The organism is Bacillus thermozeamaize, assembly GCA_002159075.1.
Taxonomy (GTDB): domain Bacteria; phylum Bacillota; class Bacilli; order ZCTH02-B2; family ZCTH02-B2; genus Bacillus_BB; species Bacillus_BB thermozeamaize.
The window spans coordinates 38,201-60,541 of sequence record LZRT01000056.1; the positions used below are offsets into that span (position 1 = coordinate 38,201).

18 protein-coding genes are annotated in these 22,341 nt (G+C 57.0%); 13 read left to right on the forward strand and 5 right to left on the reverse strand.

Features of this window, described 5'->3' with window-relative positions:
- The first annotated feature begins 5 nt into the window (after window positions 1–5).
- Both BAA01_14220 and BAA01_14225 read left to right on the forward strand, forming a co-directional pair.
- Window positions 6–2,384, forward strand: coding sequence for an acetone carboxylase subunit alpha (locus tag BAA01_14220; GenBank protein ID OUM88783.1), 2,379 nt, complete (start codon window positions 6–8; stop codon window positions 2,382–2,384).
- A 28-nt stretch (window positions 2,385–2,412) separates the two neighbouring features.
- On the forward strand, window positions 2,413–2,913 hold the full coding sequence (locus BAA01_14225; protein OUM88784.1) for an acetone carboxylase subunit gamma: 501 nt from the start codon (window positions 2,413–2,415) through the stop codon (window positions 2,911–2,913).
- A 164-nt stretch (window positions 2,914–3,077) separates the two neighbouring features.
- On the opposite strand, the gene BAA01_14230 is transcribed toward BAA01_14225, so the two are convergent.
- From BAA01_14230 to BAA01_14240, 3 genes are all read right to left on the reverse strand, one after another.
- A complete protein-coding gene (locus BAA01_14230; protein OUM88785.1) occupies window positions 3,078–5,102 on the reverse strand; it encodes a hypothetical protein in 2,025 nt (674 codons plus the stop codon).
- A 51-nt stretch (window positions 5,103–5,153) separates the two neighbouring features.
- A complete protein-coding gene (locus tag BAA01_14235) occupies window positions 5,154–5,750 on the reverse strand; it encodes a TetR family transcriptional regulator (protein OUM88840.1) in 597 nt (198 codons plus the stop codon).
- A 349-nt stretch (window positions 5,751–6,099) separates the two neighbouring features.
- Window positions 6,100–6,312, reverse strand: a complete 213-nt coding sequence (locus tag BAA01_14240) for a hypothetical protein (protein OUM88786.1) — start codon at window positions 6,310–6,312, stop codon at window positions 6,100–6,102.
- Between BAA01_14240 and BAA01_14245 the strand changes: the two genes are divergently transcribed.
- Both BAA01_14245 and BAA01_14250 read left to right on the forward strand, forming a co-directional pair.
- A complete protein-coding gene (locus BAA01_14245) occupies window positions 6,311–7,993 on the forward strand; it encodes a transposase (protein OUM88787.1) in 1,683 nt (560 codons plus the stop codon). The genes BAA01_14240 and BAA01_14245 overlap by 2 nt on opposite strands.
- Before the next feature lie 277 nt (window positions 7,994–8,270).
- The gene (locus tag BAA01_14250) at window positions 8,271–8,816 is read left to right on the forward strand and encodes a ribosomal subunit interface protein (protein OUM88788.1); all 546 of its coding nucleotides are present in this window, start codon (window positions 8,271–8,273) and stop codon (window positions 8,814–8,816) included.
- A gap of 109 nt (window positions 8,817–8,925) precedes the next feature.
- On the opposite strand, the gene BAA01_14255 is transcribed toward BAA01_14250, so the two are convergent.
- Entirely contained in the window at window positions 8,926–9,642 is a 717-nt protein-coding gene (locus tag BAA01_14255) for a hypothetical protein (protein OUM88789.1), read from the reverse strand.
- Window positions 9,639–9,863, reverse strand: coding sequence for a transcriptional regulator (locus tag BAA01_14260; protein OUM88790.1), 225 nt, complete (start codon window positions 9,861–9,863; stop codon window positions 9,639–9,641). Before BAA01_14260 ends, BAA01_14255 begins: the two co-directional genes overlap by 4 nt.
- Window positions 9,864–10,178: 315 nt before the next feature.
- On the opposite strand from BAA01_14260, the gene secA reads away from it, so the two are divergent.
- The 9 genes from secA to BAA01_14305 all read left to right on the forward strand — a co-directional run bounded on the left by secA (window position 10,179) and on the right by BAA01_14305 (window position 22,290).
- On the forward strand, window positions 10,179–12,698 hold the full coding sequence (gene secA, locus BAA01_14265; GenBank protein ID OUM88791.1) for a preprotein translocase subunit SecA: 2,520 nt from the start codon (window positions 10,179–10,181) through the stop codon (window positions 12,696–12,698).
- A 203-nt stretch (window positions 12,699–12,901) separates the two neighbouring features.
- Window positions 12,902–13,918 (forward strand): peptide chain release factor 2, encoded by a 1,017-nt coding sequence (locus BAA01_14270; GenBank protein OUM88792.1) that lies wholly within the window; start codon window positions 12,902–12,904, stop codon window positions 13,916–13,918.
- Between the two features lie 102 nt (window positions 13,919–14,020).
- Complete coding sequence (locus BAA01_14275; protein OUM88793.1) at window positions 14,021–15,052, forward strand: N-acetyl-gamma-glutamyl-phosphate reductase; 1,032 nt, start codon at window positions 14,021–14,023, stop codon at window positions 15,050–15,052.
- An 80-nt stretch (window positions 15,053–15,132) separates the two neighbouring features.
- Window positions 15,133–16,368: a bifunctional ornithine acetyltransferase/N-acetylglutamate synthase gene (locus BAA01_14280; GenBank protein ID OUM88794.1), complete on the forward strand. Its 1,236-nt coding sequence runs from the start codon at window positions 15,133–15,135 to the stop codon at window positions 16,366–16,368.
- Between the two features lie 30 nt (window positions 16,369–16,398).
- The gene (locus BAA01_14285) at window positions 16,399–17,220 is read left to right on the forward strand and encodes an acetylglutamate kinase (GenBank protein OUM88795.1); all 822 of its coding nucleotides are present in this window, start codon (window positions 16,399–16,401) and stop codon (window positions 17,218–17,220) included.
- A complete protein-coding gene (locus BAA01_14290) occupies window positions 17,220–18,380 on the forward strand; it encodes an acetylornithine aminotransferase (GenBank protein OUM88841.1) in 1,161 nt (386 codons plus the stop codon). The genes BAA01_14285 and BAA01_14290 overlap by 1 nt, the downstream gene beginning before the upstream one ends.
- Before the next feature lie 131 nt (window positions 18,381–18,511).
- Window positions 18,512–19,474, forward strand: coding sequence for an ornithine carbamoyltransferase (locus BAA01_14295; GenBank protein OUM88796.1), 963 nt, complete (start codon window positions 18,512–18,514; stop codon window positions 19,472–19,474).
- Between the two features lie 31 nt (window positions 19,475–19,505).
- Window positions 19,506–20,753, forward strand: coding sequence for an argininosuccinate synthase (locus BAA01_14300; GenBank protein ID OUM88797.1), 1,248 nt, complete (start codon window positions 19,506–19,508; stop codon window positions 20,751–20,753).
- Between the two features lie 100 nt (window positions 20,754–20,853).
- On the forward strand, window positions 20,854–22,290 hold the full coding sequence (locus BAA01_14305; GenBank protein OUM88798.1) for an argininosuccinate lyase: 1,437 nt from the start codon (window positions 20,854–20,856) through the stop codon (window positions 22,288–22,290).
- Window positions 22,291–22,341 lie beyond the last annotated feature (51 nt).

The window sequence follows — 22,341 nt, forward strand, 5'->3', positions numbered from 1 at the left end:
TTACAATGGCGATTCGAAAAGAGGATCTGGCAATTGCTAAGAAAGGAATCGGCTGGGACGGCAAAACACTCAAAGCAATGCGTGAGGAGATCGACAGGCTCACCCGGGAAACCGGTCATTACGCGGGGATTACGCAGTTGGAGTTAAAAAATGCGGATCCGATTACGTACGAAAAAATTTTCTACCGGCTGCGGGGCGGACTGGTTGACGCGCGGGAAACGTCAAAACGGGTTGCGGCCTCACCGATTGTCGAACAGGAAGGCGAGCTCTGCTTTACCCTGTACACGCCGGAAGGGGATGGTGTCGTCACCTCGACAGGGATCATTATCCATGTGGGCACAATGGGTGCTGCCATCAAGTACATGATTGCAAACGATTACGAATCCAATCCGGGCATCGAAGATGGGGACGTGTTTATCAACAACGACGGCCATGTCGGGAACATTCATACGTGTGACACACACACGATTGTGCCAATTTTTTACAAAGGTGAAGTGGTCGCCTGGGCCGGCGGTGTCACGCATTCGATTGAAACAGGCGGAGTGTCTCCAGGATCCATGCCGACCAATCCGGTCACGCGATTTGGGGACGGTTACTACATTACGTGCCGGAAGGTTGCGAGAAATTTTGAGCTGTTGGGCGATTGGCTGGCCGAAAGTAAACGGGCTGTCCGGACGACCAAATACTGGACGTTGGATGAGCGCACCAGACTGGCGGGGTGTTTGCGCATTCGCGAGCTGGTGTTAAGCATCATTGAGGAATACGGCATCGACGTTTGGAAAAAGTTTGTCCGGGAAAGCATTGAGGACGCTCGCCAACAGCTGATTGCCCGTATCAAGACGCTTCTGATTCCCGGAAAATATCGCGGCGTCAGCATGGCCGATGTCCCTTACGATCATCGGTTGATGGGCGATTTGCCGGAGTTTGCCAAGCTGAACTATTTTGTGTTGTGCCCCACCGAAATCACCGTACAAAAAAATGGCAAATGGAAAATCAGCGCGCGAGGGACCAGCCGTTGGGGATGGCATCCCTATAACGCCCATCCGGTGACTTACACGAGTGGCATCTGGGTGATGATGACGCAAACGCTGATGCCGAACGAACGCATCAACGAGGGTCCGATGTACGCCACATTGTTTGACTTGCCCAAAGGGTCTTGGATCAATCCGATGAACCGGATTACGGCCCACAGTTTTTCCTGGCATTTCTTATGGAATGCCTGGACAGCCATCTGGCGCTCGATCAGCCGTGGTTACTTTGGAAGAGGCTATTTGGAAGAAGTGAATGCCGGAAACGCCGCCACGGAAACCTTCCTGATGGGCGGGGGCGTCAACCAATATGGCGAAATTCACGCCATCAACAGCTTTGAACCGGCCTCATGCGGCACCGGCGCCACCGCGATCAAAGACGGCATCGACCACGGCGCCGCGATATGGAATCCGGAAGGCGACCAAGGGGACATGGAAACCTGGGAACGGGTCGAGCCGATGCTGTTTCTCGGCCGTTCGGTGAAGAAAAATTCGGCCGGTTATGGCAAATACCGTGGAGGCAGCGGGTATGAAAGTTTGCGCATGATGTGGAAGTCGAAAGACTGGACCAACTTTTATGTCGGCACATCGTATGTATTTGCGGATTGCGGTTTAATGGGAGGCTATCCTTCGGCCGCCGGATATATTTGGCATGCCCAAAAAACAGATTTGAAAAAGCGCATTGAGGAAGGCCTGCCATTTCCCCAAGGAGGCGACCTGGATCCTGATCAGCCTGTCTGGGAAGAACAATTGGACGCTGAATTTACCCGATCGAAACAAAACATCACAACGGAACAACTGTTTAAGGATTACGACATGGTGTACGTCTTTTTGCGGGGGGGACCAGGGTTTGGCGATCCCCTGGATCGGGCGCCTGAAAAAATCGAGGAGGATCTGAATGGAGGATATTTGTTGCCCCGATACGCGGAAAAGGTGTATGGAGCGGTCATTGAGCAAGATGAAAAGGGCAAATGGAAAGTGGATCGGGAAAAAACGGCAAAACGCCGCCAGGAAATACGCAAAGAAAGATTGAGCCGAAGCATGCCGACGCGTGAATGGATCAAGAAAGAACGGCAAAACGTGTTGGAAAAACGTGCCGCATTTCCGGTGCTGTATGCGTATGCCACCACGTTTGAACTGGAAGATAATGCGCCTTTCCTGGAGGAATTTAGGAAATTCTGGGATCTGCCGGGTGACTGGACGATTACGATTGACGACGTGGAGAAGATTACGGGCAAATATATACAAGGATCAGGTTATCTCACGGCTCCTGAAAATGAACGATTTCCCGAGGATTTGCAACGGGCCAGCCGGCATTGGACGACGGCAGAATGGTGGGGAGAATACTGGGATTGAAATTCGCTTGAAGGAGGCTTGAAGGCATATGAAATATACCAAAGAACAAATCGAACATTTGATCGATGGCACGCTGGACTGGGACACGGTTCATCGCATGCTTTCCAGTCCGAAGGATGCGGAACGCTTTGAGATGTATCTTGAAATCTTGCAGGAACGGGTCAAGTGGGATGATCAGATATTATTGCCGTTGGGACCTCATCTGTACATTGTGCAAAAATCAAATGGCGAGCGCGTGACAAAATGCGATTGCGGCCATGAATTTGGGGATTACAGGGAAAACTGGAAACTTCATGCGGCGATCTACGTGAGAGATACCGAAGAAAGCCTCAACGACATTTATCCGAAGCTCATGCATGCTGACCCGGCTTGGAACGTTTTGCGTGAATACTATTGCCCGGATTGCGGCACTTTGTTGGAAGTCGAGTCGGTGCCTCCGTTTTATCCCGTGATCCACGACTTCGAGCCTGACCTGGAAGCTTTTTATGAGGAGTGGCTGGGGCGGCCCCTGCCTAAGCCGACGGGATAGTTTTAGAAGGGGAAACCGCCTCAACATGGTTCAAATGGATGAGAAGGCGTAAGCCTGTAGACGACGCTCCGTCATGGAGCTTCGTCTACAGGCTTCTTTGTTTACTTCTGAACAATCATGCGATACGACGTGCCGGTCGAAAGTTTGTGCAGCCATTTTCCTGCTTAACTGGCCAGTTCTCCTGCTTCGTGTTTTGCAAACCTTTTCTTCTGGCGCCGGTACAGGTAGACAAAAAACATCCAGGTGGCAAGTCCCGCTCCTGCGGTGAAAAGCAGCAGGACCTTGACGTTGTTCCACATGAGTGCATCGTTGCCGCTGGAGATGACGGCCTTGAACCCGGCGACCGAATAACTCATGGGCAGCCAGGCATATATTTGTTGCAAGGCCTGTGGAATCACTTCCAGCGGGAAGGTTCCGGCACTGGATGTCAGTTGCAGGATGAGGATCAGGATGGCCAAAAAACGTCCCGGCTGATCCAGTGTCGTGACCAGAAATTGTATCAGCGTGACGAAGCAAAGGCTGGTGATGGCCGTAAAGAAAAAGAATTTGGGTACGCTCTGCACCGGCACGCCCAACCCGTACAACAGAACCAGGTCGGCGATCACGGCTTGCAGCAGGCCGATCAGGAGACACAGCAAGAACTTGCTAAAAAACCAGCTGCTTCCTGAACGGGGAAAGGTGGCCGGATCGCGCAGCGGCAGGATGATCGAAAGGATCAATGCGCCGACATAAAGGCCGAGTGAGAGAAAGTATGGGGTAAACCCCGTTCCGTAGTTCGGCACTTCATGGATCTTCTCAATGTCCATTTGCACCGGGTCGGCAATCATCGTCCGGTTTTCCGGATGGTTTTTGACATTGGAGGTTTCCTCACTGGCCTCGCTCAGCTTTTTGCTCAGCGTGCCTGATCCTTCTGCCAGCTGTTGCATGCCTTCGTGCAGGGAACGGGCGCCTTGCTGGAGCCGGCTGCTGCCGTCTGCCAGTTCACTTGCCCCGTCTTTGAAGCGGGTGAGGCTTTCCTGGAATTTTCCGCTGCCTTGCAAAAGCTGTTCTTCGCCTTGCAGCAGTTGACGGACACCGGCATCAAGATTTCTAAAATGGCCGTGGAATTGTTCGATGCCATCGGCCAATTGCGCTTGCCCATCGGCCAACTGGTCGGCGCCTTTGGCCAGTTGCCGTGCGGCGGCGGCCAGTTCCTGAATGCCGTCATGGAGGGATTGGCTGCCCTGGTATAACGCGGTGAATGCCGGATCATTGGCCAGTTCCGGGTGTTGCTTGGCCAGCAACATCATGCCCTGTGTCAGTTGCCGGCTGCTCTTTTCCAGTTGGTCGATGCCTTGCGATGCCTGGCCCAGTTGTTGTTCCAATTGCGTCATCCCGGCCTGCGATTTCCTGGCGCCATCCAGCAGACGGGTTGTTCCTTCCTGCAGTTGCGCTGTTCCCTCGGCAAGCTGTTTTGTCCCCTTGTGCGTCTCCTGAATGCCTTGGTGAATTTGTCCATAGGCAGCGGTCAGCGCTTCGGACCCTTCCTTTAACGACTTGGAACCTTCGGCAGCGTGCTGCAGGTGTTGTTCCAGCGAATCCACACCCGCTTCGATTTCCCGGGTGCCCTGGTGCAGTTCATGCGCGCCCCGGCCGGCTTGTTTCAGGCCGTCCGCCATCTTGTCAAAGCCATCCAGGAGCAGGGTGACATATTCCTCGCGGATGCTTTTGGACACTTCTTCCTTGATCTTCCGGACAGCCGTTTCACCGATTTGGGCCGCGAGAAAGTTGAAGCTTTCGTTGGGCATGTAGACCAATTTGGGCGCATCCGGATGCTCCTTCACCGCTGTGGCTGCATCACGGGAAAAATCCGGCGGGATTTGCACCATCATGTAATAGCGGTTTTCTTCCAGCCCTTTTTGGGCCTCTTCCAGATTGACAAACCGCCAGTTGAAGGACTGGTTGTCCCGCAATTTTTCCACCAGTTCCGCGCCGAGATTGACTTTTTTCCCGTCCTGAACGGCTCCTTCGTCCAGGTTGACCACCGCCACCGGCAAACGGTCCATCTTGTTGTACGGGTCCCAGAAAGCCCAGAGAAAAGTGGCGCTGTACAGGACAGGTATCAGCAGGAGGACCAGCACAGAGACGAGAACCTTTTTGTCTTTGACAAGCGAGAGGACTTCTTGGAAAAAGGCTGGAAGCATCGGCATTCCTCCTCGAAATTCCCCGTTTTGCTTCAGCGGTTCAGTGGACAAATCCTGTCAGGTTGCCTGACCAGGCGGGGCGGATGGGGCCAAGCCTTCCGCCAGATAAAGCCGGAACAGCTCGGCCAGTTCTTCCTTGGCAAGCGGCGGGTGCTTTTTTTCCCATTCAAAAGAGAGGGCCACATACAGTTTGATCATCACAAAGGCGGTGATTTCCGGAGGGCACGGCTTTAGTTCGCCTTTTTCGATGGCTCGTTCGATGTGGCTTTGGATGAATTGCAGGTTGTGTTGCTCGATCAGTTCCACAGCCAGCTGGATAGTCGCTCCTCCCAGTTCCCGCGCTTCCAGGAAAAGCCGCTGCAGCAACGGGTGATTGCGGCGATAATCCAGAATCTGGATCAAGGTGTGGTGCAGGTTGTCAAAAAAGGAGCGGTTCGGGTCCACCGTTTTTTGCAACAGCTGGCTCATCTCCTGCACCACCTCCTCGATGACGGCATGAAGGAGCTCTTCTTTATTTTTGAAAAAGGTATAGATGGTCCCCTTTCCTACCTTGGCCGCTGTGGCCACGTGATCCATGGTGGTGCCTTTATACCCGAAGAGGGCAAAAGACTGTTTTGCTGCTTCCAGGATGCTTTGTTTGCGGTTGATGATGATCACCTCCCTCAAAACTAATTGACTAAATTAGTTTTTTGGTCACTCTGCGAATTTAAGAATAGCATTTGTTGGTTCATGGTGCAAGAATGAAAATTTGTTGAAGCGGCAGGATTTTTTCCCTTTCACATGGAATAACTATCATACACACAGTTGTGTCTGGGCGAGGATGGGAGGATTGAAGCAGCTACAGATAAATGCACTATCATTCACTGAATCGTACTGTTTTGCTAATTGTTTTGCTAATATAGAAGCATGAGGGGCACGGAACTTTTATCCATAAAGAAACAGGCGGATGCGGGAAATTTGGAGCGTCAGTTGGAAGGTTGCGGGCTTATGCCGGGGAGAAAGGTTATCGGGTAGTGGCCGAACATTCCACGTGGCCTCTGGTCTTAACCAGAAGCGTCGGGGCCTGGATCGGGTGCTCAAAATGGCCGAAAAGAGTGAGGTCAAGACTGAACTTGTACAGGACTTCTGGCCCATCATGACGTCTTTTTCGGCCCGGCTGTACGGCGCGCGAGGCGGGCGGAAAGTTCGGCAAGGCGTTCAGGAGTTGATCAAACATGCTCGTGAAGCAGAACGAGATCCCTTTCACCGTGGTGGGGGAATTTTTCTCGGAAACGATCCCGGAGTATTCGGAAACGTGGAGCCTCGGGAATGAAACGCCCCTGGAGACGGAGATGCGCCTTTTTTCGGCATGTGTGCGCTGGGCGTTTAACCGGCTCCAGGAAGGCGTTTCTCGGGAAGCGATCAAAAAGCAGGGGCAGGCTCTCTTCGGCCTGAATTCCCGCTACGTTGATGATGCCCGGCTCCAGGCGCAGGGCATCCTCGAATCCCAGAAGACTCTGCTTGCCCGGCGCATCGAGGAGACGGAGACAAAACTCTCCCGCGCCCGGCGGAAGCTTTCCTGGGCGGAGAAGAAGCTTCGCCGCGCCGAAAAGAAGGGCGTCGCCGTGGAAGAACGCCGGCGTCTTGCGATTGCCGTACAGGGTCGCCGCTATCGTGTGTCCGCTTTGGAAAAGAAGCTCCGGGAACTCAAGATGCATGAGCAAAACGGCACCGTTCCCAAGGTGATCTTCGGCGGGCGGAAGCTCTGGCGGAAGGTGTCGCGGAAGAAGGTTCCCCGGGAAGCGTGGCGTGCGGCGCGGAGGAACGTGCTCTACGCCCGCGGAGACCGCACCAAGGGCGGGAACCCGAACCTGAAGATCACTGACGACGGAATGGATTTTCGCCTGTCCGTCACGCTCTCGCATCGATCCGAGCAGGTCGGCACGGACCGCCTCGACCGCCCGAAGATGACGCGGGCCCCGCGGGTCGAAGGCCGCCTTTGGGTGTCGGGGAAGCACCGAGAACTTCTCCGCCGTGTGCTGACCGAGAAGATTCCGTATACAGTGGAACTCAAGCGCGGGCCGGACGGCCGCTACCGGGCGCACATCACGTTTTCCCTTTCTGCGCCCATGCCGACGACAGAGACATTGCGGGGTTTTCTAGGCATTGACACTAACCCCGACGGGCTGGCCGTGGCAAACGTAGGGCGCGATGGGAACCCGGAACCTTGGCCTGAAGAATTAGCCGTACCATTTCCGAAGAACCTTGGCAAGTACGATGGCGAGTTCCAGATCCTTCTCAAACCTCACGGGTTTTTCTATCTTCGGGTTCCAGAACTTGCCCATGCCCGCGGGAATCGGCGGACGTATCTCATCGGCACCCTGGGGAGAGTGATCGTAGATATGGCCAAGGCGCTGGGGAAGCCGATCGCCTTAGAGAACCTGGCGTTTGCCCAGGGGCGGATGGATACAGACCGGACCTTCAACCGGATGGCGTCGAACTTTCCGCACGAGAAGGTGCTTGAGGCCATCTTTCGCCGGGCGCAGAAAGAAGGCGTCCTTGTCCGCTTCGTGCGTCCGGAATTTACGTCGACGATCGGTTGGTACAAATATCGCAAGCGTTTTGGCGTTACGGTGCATGAGGCAGCAGCGCTGGTGATCGGTCGCAGAGCGCTAGGATTCCGAGAGCAAATTCCGCAAAGTCTCCGCCGCGCGATCGTGGAACGCCTAAAGGGCTCTTCCGCACCTGTGGAAGGAACCCGGATGACCCGAAAGGCGGGGAGCGGCCACGCGCGGAAGGTGGACTTGCTCAAACTTGAAGAACAACTTGAACGCCATAACGGCCTTGCGCTATGGCAGCAGACCTCGTTTGCCTCCGTGTGGCGAACGCTTCGAAGATTGGCCTTTGCCTTTCGGTAACGCCGTTTAGCCGGGTGTCGGACAAACCCGGCAGGCGCCCTCACAGGGCGGCGTCCGTGGCGGCTTGGGTCTCGCCTTTCTTTCGGTTTCCTTCGCCTTGCGGGCCGGCCGCACCGGCTCCGAACGTCCGAGCGGGCAAGCCCGAAGGAAACACGCGGACGCTCCGGGTGGGACCCCCGGGCCTAGATCCCTAAACTTGGAAGGAGGTGAACGCCTGGTTCGAAGGGGTCCCTGCCTGAAGTGGGATTCAGGTGGGTTTGACGAACCAGGATGGGAAATGAGGTATATTGTCCGTGGAGACAACGTGGAAGTGACCCCGGCTCTGCAAGAATATGCCGAGAAAAAGTTGAGCCGTCTGGAAAAGTATTTTGATGACATCCCTGATGATCAGATGGCCCAGGTGACGATGCGCATCGTTCGCAATCAGCATGTGGTGGAAGTGACCGTGCCGGTTCCCAACCTTTTGTTGCGGGCAGAAGTGAGACACCAGGATATGTACGCGGCGATCGATCTGGCTGCAGACAAACTGGAGCGCCAGGTCCGCAAGTACAAGACACGTGTCAATCGCAAGGCACGTCAGGTGGCGGCCGTTCCCAGCACGGCGTTGTTCTCGCGTGGCGAGGAGGAACAGGAGTCACAGCCATATGAAATTGTCCGCACCAAACGGTTTAATCTCAAGCCCATGGATGTGGAAGAAGCGATCCTGCAGATGGATTTGCTCGGGCATGATTTTTTCGTTTTTTCCAATGCGGAGACGGGCCAGGTGAGCGTGGTATACAAGCGCGATGACGGAAAATACGGCCTGATCGAAACGGAGGCGTGATGGGAAACGGGATGATGACAGGATCAAGACCAGAGGATCAACAAAGGACCGTCTGACGATGGGCAGGCGGTCCTTTTTGCGTGCGCGTTTTTCAGAAAAGGGTGCCGGTTCATTCGGCCCGGTAGAATTTCATGGTTTCCCGGAAGTAGATCCCCTTTTGGAGAATCCACAAAGCAGAGAGGAGCAGCATTGGGAAAAGGGCAAACTGGACGAAGATGGCGTAAACCACCAGGATGCCCAAGGACAACAGAAGCATCATATCCATCGACTTGAATGCTTGAAAGGCTGAATGATAAGCAATATATTTTTCCGCTTCGTCCAGCTTCTCAAAGTACTCCTGACTGGACATGTCAAACTGAAATTTGCGCTCGGGATAAACCAGGTTAAATAGATTGATGCATTGGCGTAAAAGCCACTGGCTCAGTAGGAGCATGAAAAGAGAAAGAGTTACGTTGACCAGCAACCAGAAGAAAGGTTCGTCGAAGGTAAACAGCTGAGCCAAGGCAATGATCAGCCAAATGGTTGCGCCACAACTACTGAGGGAAGCGGAGATGAGCGCTTTGCCCGTCAGTTTTTCCAGGAATTCTGGAATTTCCCCAGATCGCTCCAGATCCCGCTTGGCCTGGGTGAGGAAAGAGCGTGATAGGATGATACCGATCAGAACAGCCATGCCGATGAGCAGATACAACCAGTCATATGGAAATAGAAAGAAATATTGCTCGATGAGAATCCCGGCAGAAAGATCTCTGGCGTAAAGCGCTGTAAACGCGAGAATAAATCCGCTGACACTGCCTGCGATAAGAGAGAGGAAAGTTCTTTTTTTCAAGTGGTTCGCTCCTTTCCCGAATCTTTTTTTAAGGAGAAAATGGCTTCTACCGGTTCTTGAAACACTTCGGCCATTTTCAATGCGAGGACGACCGATGGTGCGTAATCGCCCCGTTCGATCAAGCTGATGGTCTGCCGGGAGACGCCGATGGCTTTCGCCAGGTCCGTTTGGGTCATGTTGAACCTGGCGCGCAATTCCTTGACCCGGTTAAACAGTTCCATTCTTTTCCCTCCTCGTTCAGGAATGTAATATATTCTTGTCATCTTGTCAAATAAAGTTGTCAAAATGACAATAATCATTTACATTCATGGGATGGGCAGACATCTTATGGCATCGATTAAAATCGGCTTGATCATTGGCCAGGCCACGGGGATTTTGATATACTTTTTTTTGTGGTAATCGCGATGGAACGTCTGAATGGCCGTTTTGATGGCAATTGAATGAAAATGGATAGGCACCTTCAGATGCATGATTGATTCGGATGAACGCAGGTTGTAAAACGCGGATCGTGGAACGCAGATTAAGGAGATGATCCTTTGAGGTGGTTTGATTCAAACGCACGCGAAGTGAAGCGTCTGGCCAAGGTGGTGGAGAAAATCAACCGCCTGGAGAGCGAAATGCGCTCTTTGCGGGATGAGGAATTGCGGGCGAAGACGGACGAGTTCAGGGAGCGGCTGGCGAAGGGAGAGACGCTTGATCAGCTCCTGCCGGAGGCGTTTGCCGTCGTCCGGGAAGCAGCAAGCCGGGTGCTTGGGATGCGCCCCTTTGACGTGCAGCTGATGGGCGGGATCGTCCTGCACCAGGGGAAGATCGCGGAGATGAAGACCGGCGAAGGGAAAACGCTCGTGGCCACCATGCCTGCCTACCTCAATGCGCTTACAGGAGAAGGCGTGCACGTTGTCACCGTGAACGAATACCTGGCACAGCGTGACAGTGAGCAGATGGGACAGGTCTACAGGTTTTTGGGCCTCTCGGTGGGCCTGAACCTTCACGATATGAGTCCGGAAGAGAAACAGGCGGCCTATGCGGCTGACATTACGTATGGAACCAACAACGAATTCGGCTTTGATTACTTGCGGGACAACATGGTCCTGTATAAAGAACAGATCGTTCAGCGGCCGCTGGCCTTTGCGATTGTCGACGAGGTGGACAGCATCCTGATCGACGAAGCGCGGACGCCGCTGATCATCTCCGGGCAGGCAGCCAAGCCGACCGACCTGTATTATGCCGCCGCCCGTCTGGCCAAGCAGCTGAAGCGGGATGAAGATTATACCGTGGATGAAAAGGCCCATTCGGTGATGCTCAGCGAGACCGGCGCCGACCGGGTGGAGCGGTTTTTCGGCATCGACAACCTTTACAGCAACGAAAACATGCTCTACAACCACCACATTACACAGGCCCTCAAGGCCAAGGAATTGATGAAGCGGGATCGGGACTACGTGGTGGTGGAAGGCGAAGTGGTGATTGTGGACGAGTTTACCGGCCGGATGATGCCGGGGCGCCGTTACAGCGACGGGCTGCACCAGGCGATTGAGGCCAAGGAGGGCCTGCAGGTCAAGCGGGAAAGCATGACGTTGGCCACGATCACCTATCAGAACTACTTCCGGATGTACCGCAAGCTGGCCGGGATGACCGGAACGGCCAAGACGGAGGAAGAAGAATTCCGGAAGATCTACGGGCTGGATGTGGTGGTGATCCCCACCAACAAGCCGATGATCCGGGAAGATCTGCCGGACGTGGTTTTCCAGACCGAGGCCGCCAAGTTCCGGGCGGTGGTCAAGGAGATCGTCCGGCGGCACCGCAAGGGGCAGCCGGTGCTGGTGGGAACCACCTCGATTGAAAACTCGGAGCGCCTTTCCCAGATGCTCAAGCGCGAAGGAATTCCCCATCAGGTGTTGAATGCCAAGTACCATGCCCAGGAAGCGGCGATCATTGCGCGGGCCGGAGAGAAAGGCGCGGTGACGATCGCCACCAACATGGCCGGGCGGGGGACGGACATCAAACTGGGAGATGGGGTGGCGGAACTCGGAGGGCTCCATATCCTGGGAACAGAACGGCATGAGAGCCGCCGGATAGACAACCAGTTGCGAGGACGGGCGGGACGTCAGGGTGATCCCGGCTCTTCGCAGTTTTTTCTCTCGCTCGAGGATGACCTGATGCGCAAGTTTGGCTCTGACACCATCAAGTCGATGATGGGTCGCCTCGGCCTGGATGAGGATGAGCCGATTGAGAGCCGGATGGTGACCCGGGCCATCGAGTCGGCGCAAAAGCGGATGGAGGCCAACAACTTTGAACAGCGCCGCCTGGTCCTGCAATATGATGACGTGATCAACCAGCAGCGGGAAGTGATTTACAAACAGCGCCGGGAGGTGCTGGAGCGGGAGTCGCTGAAAGATGTGATTCTCAAGATGGCGGATGCGGTCATTTCCCGATTGCTGGAGAGGTACTGTCCGGCCAGTGAGGTGCCGGAGGACTGGGATCTGCAAGGACTCGTCTCCGAGGCGGAACGGCTCTTTCTCAAGCCCGGGCGCCTGAGCCCGGATTCCCTGAAGCGCAAGGAGGAGCCGGAGATTCGCGAGATGCTCCTGTCAGAGGTGCGTGCGCAGTACGATGAGAAGGAGCAGGAACTGGGCGAGTCGCTGATGCGGGAGTTTGAAAAAGTGGTGCTGCTCCGCACGGTGGATACCCAGTGGATGGAGCACATGGATGCCATGGATCAGCTGCGCCAGGGCATCCACCTGCGCGGTTATGCCCAGAACGATCCGTTGCGGGAGTACCAGTTTGAAGGATTTGCCATGTTTGAGGAGATGATCCGCCGGATCGAAGAGTCGACGGTGCAGCAGATCATGAAGTCCGAAGTGACGCAGAATGTGCGGCGGGAAGCGGTGGCGGTGGCGCAGCCGGTGTCGCCGGATGCGGTCCCGGCGGCAGGGACGGGAACGGACGGCCAGCCGCCGAAGCGGCAGCCGATCCGTGTCGGGCCCAAGATCGGGCGCAACCAGCCCTGCCCGTGCGGGAGCGGGAAAAAGTACAAGCATTGCTGCGGCGCTTCATAAGAAAGAATATGGCGCTCATGGATGCCGCTCATCTTCCGCTGGACATAAACAGCTGAACATGATCAGGTGAGAAAGGGATGAGAAGATGACGTTTGGAGAAATACGCCAACAGCTCCAACAGACAGCCCATCGGATTGCCGAAATGAGGGGGTCTCTTTGACCTCCCTGCCAAGGAGGAGCGGATTGCGGAACTGGAAAAGCTGATGGCAGCTCCGGAATTTTGGGAGGACCAGGAGAAGGCGCAAAAAGTGCTGCAGGAGAGCAAGGCGCTGAAAGGTCAGGTGGAGACCTTACAGAACCTTGAGAAGCGGTTGGAAGACCTGCAGGTGTTGCTGGAGTTGGCCGAAGAGGAGAAAGATGAGAGCCTTATCCCGGAGCTGTCCCAAGGAAAGAAGGAACTGCAGAAAGCGCTGGAACGGTTTGAGTTGCAATTGTTGCTGAGCGACCCATATGACAAAAACAACGCGATTCTGGAACTGCATCCCGGGGCGGGAGGCACCGAATCGCAGGATTGGGCCAGCATGCTGCTCCGGATGTATACCCGCTGGGCGGAAGATCATGGATACCAGGTGGAGACGCTGGACTACCTGCCTGGCGAGGAGGCCGGGGTGAAAAGCGTCACGCTGCTGATCAAGGGGCACAACGCTTACGGTTATCTCAAGGCGGAAAAAGGCGTGCACCGACTGGTGCGCATCTCCCCTTTTGATTCCTCCGGCAGGCGCCACACCTCCTTTGTCTCCTGCAACGTGATGCCGGAGCTGGAGGATGATATTGAGGTGACCATCAACCCCGAAGACCTGAAAATCGACGTTTTCCGCTCCAGCGGGGCAGGTGGCCAGCACGTCAACACCACCGATTCGGCGGTGCGGATTCTTCACATCCCGACGGGCATTGTGGTGACCTGCCAGTCCGAGCGATCCCAAATCCAGAACCGCGAACGGGCGATGAAGATCCTCAAAGCCCGGCTCTATGAAAAAAAGCGTGAGGAACAGGAAAAAGAGTTGGCCGCTCTTCGCGGTGAACAGAAGGAAATCGGCTGGGGGAGCCAGATTCGCTCCTATGTGTTTCACCCCTACAGCATGGTCAAGGATCACCGGACCCAGGTAGAGACCGGCAATGTCCAGGCGGTGATGGACGGGGAGATCGATCTGTTTATTGACGCCTATTTGCGGATGCAGATGGGCAAACGAGGCCCGTTGACAGAAGAGCACCCCTCCTAGTGGGGTGCCTATTGTATTTTTATTCACGTCTTTGTATAATGATGCAAGACGTTTTTCGGCAGCAAACGGCGGAGAAGAATCTTGAGGAGAGGAGATGCGGGGATGCAGGTTGCCATCGTGGGGGCCAGCGGCTATGGCGGCGCAGAGCTGTACCGTTTGTTGCAGCGTCATCCGGAGATCGAGGAAATTCATTTGTTTGCCCATTCGCAGGCGGATCAGCCGATTTCGGCCATTTTTCCGCATATCGGCAAAGAGCAATGGGTGAAAAAGTTTGCTGTCCAGGCGGTGGCCGCGTGCGCGGAATGGGTGTTTTTGGCGACGCCCAGCGGCGTCAGCGCGCAAGTGACGCCGCAGTTGGTCGAGGCGGGATTGAAAGTGATTGACCTCTCCGGTGATTTGCGTCTTGCAAAGCCGGCTGATTATGAAGAGTGGTACGGAAAAACGCCGGCCCCCGCCTCACTGCTGGAAAAGGCGGTTTACGGTTTGACGGAGTTGTACCGGGATGCGGTGCGCACGGCCGATCTGATTGCCAACCCGGGGTGTTATCCGACGGCGACCCTTTTGGGGTTGGCGCCGCTGTTGCAAGAAGGGCTCATCGAGACGCAGTCGGTGATCGTGGACGCCAAATCCGGCGTTTCCGGCGCAGGGCGCAGCAGCAATTTGACCCACTCCTTCAGCGAGGTAAATGAAAATCTGAAGGTGTACCGGGTCAACAAGCACCAGCACATCCCGGAGATTGAACGTTTTGCCAGCCAACTGGCCGGCGAGCCAGTGCAGATCTCCTTTCTCACGCACCTGATTCCGATGACCCGCGGCATGATGTGCACCATCTATGCCACCCCCCGCCGGGGGTTGAGCGCTGAGAAGGTGCACCAGCTGTATCGTTCTTATTATGAAGATGCCCGGTTTGTGCGGGTTCGCCCGCTCGGGCAGTTTCCCGCGACCAAGGAGGTCTACGGTTCCAATTATTGCGATCTCGGGGTGGCCGTGGATCAACGGACGGGACGGATCACGGTGGTTTCAGTGATTGATAACCTGGTCAAGGGGGCTGCCGGACAGGCGGTACAAAATCTGAATGTGCGGATGGGTTGGCCGGAAGCGTTGTCCCTGGAAGGCGAACCGCTTTTCCCCTGATTGGAGCGGAGATGACGGCAGCATACACAAACGTTGCAGATGGGCAGCGAAAGGGACTCTTGTTGCGAGGAGGAAGTGCGATGAAGGAAGCGGAACAGGTGGGAGGAGGCTCGTCCCGCGTGAAGGTGCCCGGTGACGTGACGGCCCCGCTGGGGTTTCAGGCGGGTGGCGTGGCTTGCGGGCTTAAGCCGGAGGGACTGGATCTCGGGTTTTTGGTTTGCGAAGTGCCGGCTGTCAGCGCGGCGGTGTATACAAAGAACCAATTCCGTGCAGCCCCCTTGCTGGTAACACAGGAAAGTTTGGTTCATGAGGGGTTATTGCAGGCGGTCGTGGTCAACAGCGGCAATGCCAACGCCTGTACCGGCGAGCGTGGCCTGGCCGATGCGCGGCGGATTCGCCAGGAGGCGGCCCGGCGGCTTGGGGTGCCTGAGCATCGGGTGGCGGTTGCCTCCACCGGGGTGATCGGAGAGTTTCTTCCCGTTGCCAAGCTGGTCAAAGGGATTCAGGATGTACCGCTTGCGAAGGAGCAGGGCGGGAAGGATTTTGCGGCCGCGATCTGTACGACGGATACGCGATTGAAAACAGCCCAGGTCAGCTTCGAGGTGGAAGGGCGGCAGGTTACCCTGGCCGGGGCCGCCAAGGGGGCGGGGATGATCCATCCCAACATGGCGACGATGCTCGCTTTTTTAACCACCGACGCGGCGGTGGACCGGCAGGCATTGGAACAGGCCCTGCAGGAGGCGGTGGATGAGAGTTTTAACATGATCAGTGTGGACGGGGATACCAGCACCAACGACATGGTCCTGGTGATGGCCAGCGGGCTGGCAGGCAACGCGCCGCTTTCTCCAGAACATCCGGAATGGGCGGCGTTTGTCCAATCCCTGACCGAACTCTGCAAGGAGTTGGCGAAACAAATTGCCCGGGATGGCGAAGGGGCCACGCGCCTCATTGAGGTGCAAGTCGACGGAGCGACCGATCGCCAGATGGCGCGCCGGGTGGCCAGGTCGGTGGTACAGTCCAACCTGGTCAAGACGGCGGTTTTCGGCGGCGATGCCAACTGGGGCAGGATTGTGATGGCGATTGGCAACTGCGGATACCCGATCATGCCGCAGCGGGTGGCTGTCTGGCTGGGCGAGGTGCAGGTGGTGCGGGAAGGCCTGCCCACGGATTATGAAGAAGAGGCGGCTACGGCACAACTGGCCCCTGAGGTGGTCCGCATTCGCGTGCATCTGGGGATGGGTGAGGCATCGGCGATCGCCTGGGGCTGCGACTTGTCTGAAGAGTATGTGCGGATCAACGGCAGTTACCGGACATGAGCTGCGGCGCCTGAGGAGGAGGGGAGCCTGATGGCAGGAACGAGTGAAAGGGGAGCGCAGGGCGGCTATCTTGTGATCAAATGCGGCGGCAGCACGCTGGAACAGCTTCCCGCCAGTTTTTACGAGGAACTGGTCCGGCTGCCTGAGCTCGGCTATCAGCCGGTGGTGGTGCATGGCGGCGGGCCTGTGATCAACCAGCTGCTGAAGCGCTTGAATGTGGAAAGCCGGTTTGAAGATGGCCTGCGCGTGACAGATGCAGCGACGCTGGAAGTGGTGGAAATGGCCCTTGCGGGGCTGACCAACAAGGCGCTGGTGAGCCGGATCTTGCAATCCGGCGGCAAGGCGGTCGGGATCAGCGGTGTCGATGGGGGACTGATTGCGGCAGAGATCGCGGACGAACGGCTGGGGTTTGTCGGCCAGGTGAGCAAGGTGCGCGTTGAGCTGCTTCACCTGCTGGTCGGCCAGGGTTATATCCCAGTCATTGCCTCCCTCGGCGTCAGTGCGACAGGCCAGCATCTGAATATCAACGCGGACACGGCCGCCGGAGCGGTGGCTGCGGCACTGGGTGCGGCCAAGCTGCTCCTGCTGACCGATGTGGAAGGGGTATACGTGGAAGAAGATGGCCAGCGGCGCTGGCTGCGCCAGTTATCCCCGGCAGAGGTGGAAAGATTGATTGCGGAAGGGCAAATCCGGGGCGGAATGATCCCCAAAGTGCGGGCCGCTTTGGAAGTGTTGGCGCAGGGGGTTCATGAAGTGGCCATCCTGCCCGGAGCATCGGAACAGGCGATGACCCGCTTTCTCCGGGGAGAAGAAGTGGGTACCGCCTTTTGCGCGGCGGCGGGGGTGAGCTGATGTCGGCGCTGTTTCCTACCTATTCCCGTTTTCCGCTTTCGTTTGTCCGTGGGGAAGGGGTCTGGCTCTGGGACGCAGGCGGGCGCCGTTATCTGGACTTTACATCCGGAATCGCCGTCTGCAACCTGGGCCATGTCCATCCCAAGGTGAAGGCCCGCGTGCAGGAGCAGCTGGGGAAGCTGTGGCACACCTCCAACCTTTTTGAGCAGCCGTTGCAGGAAGAGGTGGCTGCCCACCTAAACCGGCTCAGCGGGATGGATGCCGTATTTTTCTGCAACAGCGGGGCGGAGGCCAATGAAGGGGCGATCAAGCTGGCCCGCCGTTACGCCCAGGTGGTGCAGGGGCGGGAGGCGGGTGAAGTGATCACCTTCCACCAGTCTTTTCACGGCCGGACGCTGGCCACCCTGACAGCCACGGGACAGGATAAAGTGAAACACGGATTCCAGCCGTTGCCGCAAGGATTCAAGCAGGTACCCTACAATGATTTGGCGGCCCTGGAGGAGGCCATTACGCCTGCCACCTGTGCCGTGATGCTGGAGGTCGTCCAGGCCGAAGGCGGTGTCCATCCCGCCGACGCCGAGTGGTTGCGCGGGGTCCGCAGGCTGTGCGATGAACACGATCTGCTGCTCATCGTCGACGAAATCCAGACCGGCATGGGACGGCTCGGGAGCTGGTTTGGCTTTCAAGCGTACGGGATTGAGCCGGATGTGATCACGTTGGCCAAGGGCCTAGGCAGCGGCGTGCCGGTAGGCGCGGTGCTGGGCAAGGCCCATACGGTCCCGGCCTTTTCGCCGGGAAGCCATGGCAGCACCTTCGGCGGCACGCCGCTGGCCATGTCAGCCGCCCTGGCCACGATTCAGGTGATGGAAGAGGAGAATATCCCGGCGCGGGCGCGACGGCTGGGAGAGTTGCTCTTGCGACGGCTGGAAGAGGGGCTGGCCAACTGCAGCCGCGTCAGTGCCATCCGCGGCAAGGGGCTCCTGGTGGGCATCCAGCTGACAGAGCCTGCCGAACCATTCATCCGTGCGGCGCAGGAGAAAGGCTTGCTGGTGCTTTCGGCCGGACCCCAGGTGATCCGTCTGCTTCCGCCGCTGGTTGTGGAAGAGGAGCAGATTCAGGAAGCGGTCAGCGTGTTGGCGGAGGTTTTGCAGGCGGACTGACGACATTTCCCGGGGAATATCGGCAAAAGAACTGCTCAATTGCCAATTTGTGAGTCGTGACGGGCAGGCAATGGTAGAATAGGATGAGTGGGTATAGTCGAGTGGAGAAAACAGGTGAGGAGAGGGTCATCATGAGTGAAGCGTTTGTGCCCTCCAGCGCGTATCGTCGCTTTCGGGGAAGAGATTTTCTGACCTTGGTCGATTATACGGCGGAAGAGATTCAGATGCTGCTGGATTTGGCCGTGCAACTGAAACGGCGCCAAAAAGAAGGCAAGCCGACCCCAATCCTGAACGGGAAAACGCTGGGGATGATCTTTGAAAAGTCATCGACGCGTACCCGCGTCTCCTTTGAGGTGGGGATGTACCAGCTGGGAGGACAGGCGCTCTTTTTGAGCACCCAGGATCTGCAATTGGGACGGGGGGAGACGATTGCTGACACGGCGCGCGTTCTTTCGCGTTATCTGGACGGGATCATGATTCGCACCTTTGCCCATGAAAAGGCGGTGGAACTGGCCCGCTTCGCCACCATTCCCGTGATTAACGGCCTGACTGACGACTACCATCCGTGCCAGGTCATGGCCGACCTGCTGACCATCCAGGAAAAGAAGGGGCATCTCAAGGGGCTAAAACTGGCCTACGTCGGCGACGGGAACAACATGGCCCATTCGCTGATGCAGGGAGGCGCGCTCATGGGCATGCACGTGGCTGTTGCCACCCCGCCTGGGTATGAGCCCCGTCAGGATGTGTTGACGTATGCGAAACAGCTGGCCAGCGATGCCGGCAGCGAAGTGACGGCCACCCATGTGCCGGAGGAAGCGGTGGACGGGGCCGATGTGGTATATACGGATGTCTGGACCAGCATGGGACAGGAGCAGGAAACACAGCAACGGCTCAGGGACTTCCGCGGGTATCAGGTGGACGAAAAACTGATGAAACGGGCCAAGCCGGACGCCCTGTTCATGCACTGCTTGCCGGCACATCGCGGCGAAGAGGTGACGGATGAAGTGGCCGACGGACCGCAGTCGGTGATCTTCGATCAGGCGGAAAACCGCCTGCATGCGCAAAAGGCGATTTTGGTCGCGCTGATGAGCTGAGCAGAACTGATCAAAAGCTGGGAGGATGAAGATGACGAGGGAAAAGATTGTCCTGGCCTATTCGGGCGGGCTGGATACTTCGGTTGCCATCAAGTGGCTGCAGGAAAAGTATAACTACGATGTGATTGCCCTGTCGGTGGATGTCGGTGAGGAGAAGGATCTGGAGTTTGTCAAGGAAAAGGCGTTGAAAGTGGGCGCCATCAAGTCTTATGTGGTGGACGCCAAGGAACTGTTTGCCAAGGAGTTTCTCCTTCCCGCGCTCAAAGCCAATGCGCTGTACGAAGGGAAGTATCCCCTGGTTTCCGCCCTTTCCCGGCCCCTGATTGCGCAACTTCTCGTGCAGGTGGCCGAGCAGGAGGGGGCCGTGGCGGTCGCGCACGGGTGCACCGGCAAGGGGAATGATCAGGTGCGTTTCGAGGTGTCGGTCAATGCGCTCAATCCGGAGCTGAAGATCGTGGCGCCGGTGCGCGAATGGAAAATGAGCCGGGAGGAGGAACTGGAATACGCGGCCAAACACGGCATTCCGGTGCCGGTCGGCAAGGAAAATCCCTTCAGCATCGACCAGAATATGTGGGGCCGCAGTTGTGAAGCGGGCGTGCTTGAGGATCCGTGGGTGGAGCCGCCGGAAGAGGCGTACGCGATGACCGCTTCCCTGGCGGAAGCACCCGATGAGCCGGAAGAGGTGACGATTACTTTCGAAAAAGGGACGCCGGTGGCGCTCAACGGCGAGGCCATGCCCTTGCACCAGTTGATCATGACCTTGAACCGGATTGCGGGAAGGCATGGCGTAGGCCGGATTGACCATATTGAAAACCGGCTGGTCGGAATCAAGTCGCGGGAAGTGTACGAGACGCCGGCTGCCACCGTGCTGATCACCGCCCATCGGGAGTTGGAGTACTTGACCCAGCCGCGTGAGGTGGCCCATTTCAAGCCGCTCCTGGAACAGAAGATGGCCAACCTGATCTACGAGGGCCTCTGGTTTTCGCCGTTGATGAAGGCGGTCCAGGCGTTTATTGAGGAAACGCAGCAGTCGGTCAGCGGCACGATCCGCGTCAAGCTGTTCAAGGGTCATGCGATTGTGGTCGGACGTCGTTCCGAGTTGTCGCTGTACAATGAACGGCTGGCCACCTATACGGCGGATGATGCCTTTGACCACGATGCAGCGGTCGGGTTTATCACGCTCTGGGGATTGCCGACCAAAGTGTATTCGCAGGTCAACGGCCGGACGGTTGAGCTGCCGCCGATGAAGGTGGATGCGGCCAAGGGGACGCTGGTGTGAGCCGATTGCTTGTGGATAGGCTTGCGGCCTATGGCAGGCTTGACTTTGCCATGGGCCGTTTTTGCGGAATCAGGCTGATACGAAAAGGGGTGTAGGCGAGATGAAACTCTGGGGGGGGCGTTTTACAAAACCGACCGATGAACTGGTGGAGCAGTACACCGCTTCCATCCATTTTGACCAGCAACTGGCGGAGCAGGATATCCAGGGCAGCTTGGCCCATGTGAAAATGCTCGGCAAGTGCGGGATTCTGCCTGCGGAAGATGTGGCGGCGATTGTCCGGGGACTGCTGGCCATCCGCCAGCGGATTCGCCAGGGTGAGGTCACGTTTTCCGTGGCGCATGAGGATATTCACATGAACATCGAGGCGCTGCTGATTGAAGAGGTGGGCCCGGTGGGCGGAAAGCTGCACACCGGCCGCAGCCGGAATGATCAGGTGGCGCTGGACATGCACCTGTGGCTGCGGGAAAAGGTGGTCCTGCTGACGGGACGCCTGCTCCGTCTGCAGGAGGCGCTCCACAAGCAGGCCGGACAACATTTGGATACCATCCTGCCGGGCTACACGCACCTGCAGCGGGCACAGCCGATCCTGCTGGCGCACCACCTGATGGCCTATTTCTGGATGTTCCAACGGGATGTGGAACGGCTGATGGACGCCTACAAGCGGATCAACCGTTCGCCCCTGGGGGCGGGTGCGCTGGCCGGGACCACCTTCCCGATTGACCGGCAGTGGGTGGCCGAGCAGCTGGCCTTTGACGGGATTTACGAAAATAGCCTGGATGCGGTCAGTGACCGGGATTTCATCATTGAGTTTCTGGCGGCCGCTTCCCTGTTGATGATGCACCTGTCGAGGCTGAGTGAGGAACTGGTTCTCTGGTCGAGCAGCGAATATCAGTTTGTGGAGCTGGACGATGCCTTCTGCACCGGCTCCAGCATCATGCCGCAAAAAAAGAACCCCGATGTGCCGGAACTGGTACGCGGCAAGACCGGGCGGGTATACGGCCACCTGATCGGCCTCCTGACGGTGCTCAAAGGGTTGCCGCTGGCTTACAACAAGGACATGCAGGAAGACAAAGAAGGAATGTTTGACACGGTGGCCACCCTGGACGGCGCGTTGGCCCTGTTTGCTCCCATGGTGGAGACGATGAAGGTCAACCGGGAGCGGATGCTGCAGTCGGTACGGGAGGATTTCTCCAATGCCACCGATCTGGCCGATTACCTGGTAAACAGGGGGATGCCGTTCCGCCAGGCCCACGAGGTGGTGGGCAAGGCGGTCCTGTACTGCATCCAGCACGGCAAATACCTGCTGGACCTGAGCCTGGACGAATATCGCCAATGGTCGCCGTTGTTCGACGAGGAGATTTATCAGGTGTTGCAGCCGGAACGGGTGGTCAATGCCCGGAATGTGGCTGGAGGGACGGCGCGGCCCCAAGTGGAGGAAGCCCTCCGCCAGGCGGAGGAGAAGCTGTCCGCAACCAGAAACTGGCTGGCGGAAAAAGAGGAAGCTTTGGAACGGGCGCAGGCGATTGGTGAAGGATGAGCGCCTCGGGCAACACGCCCGAGGCTTTTTTCATGCAAATGATCGCGTCGT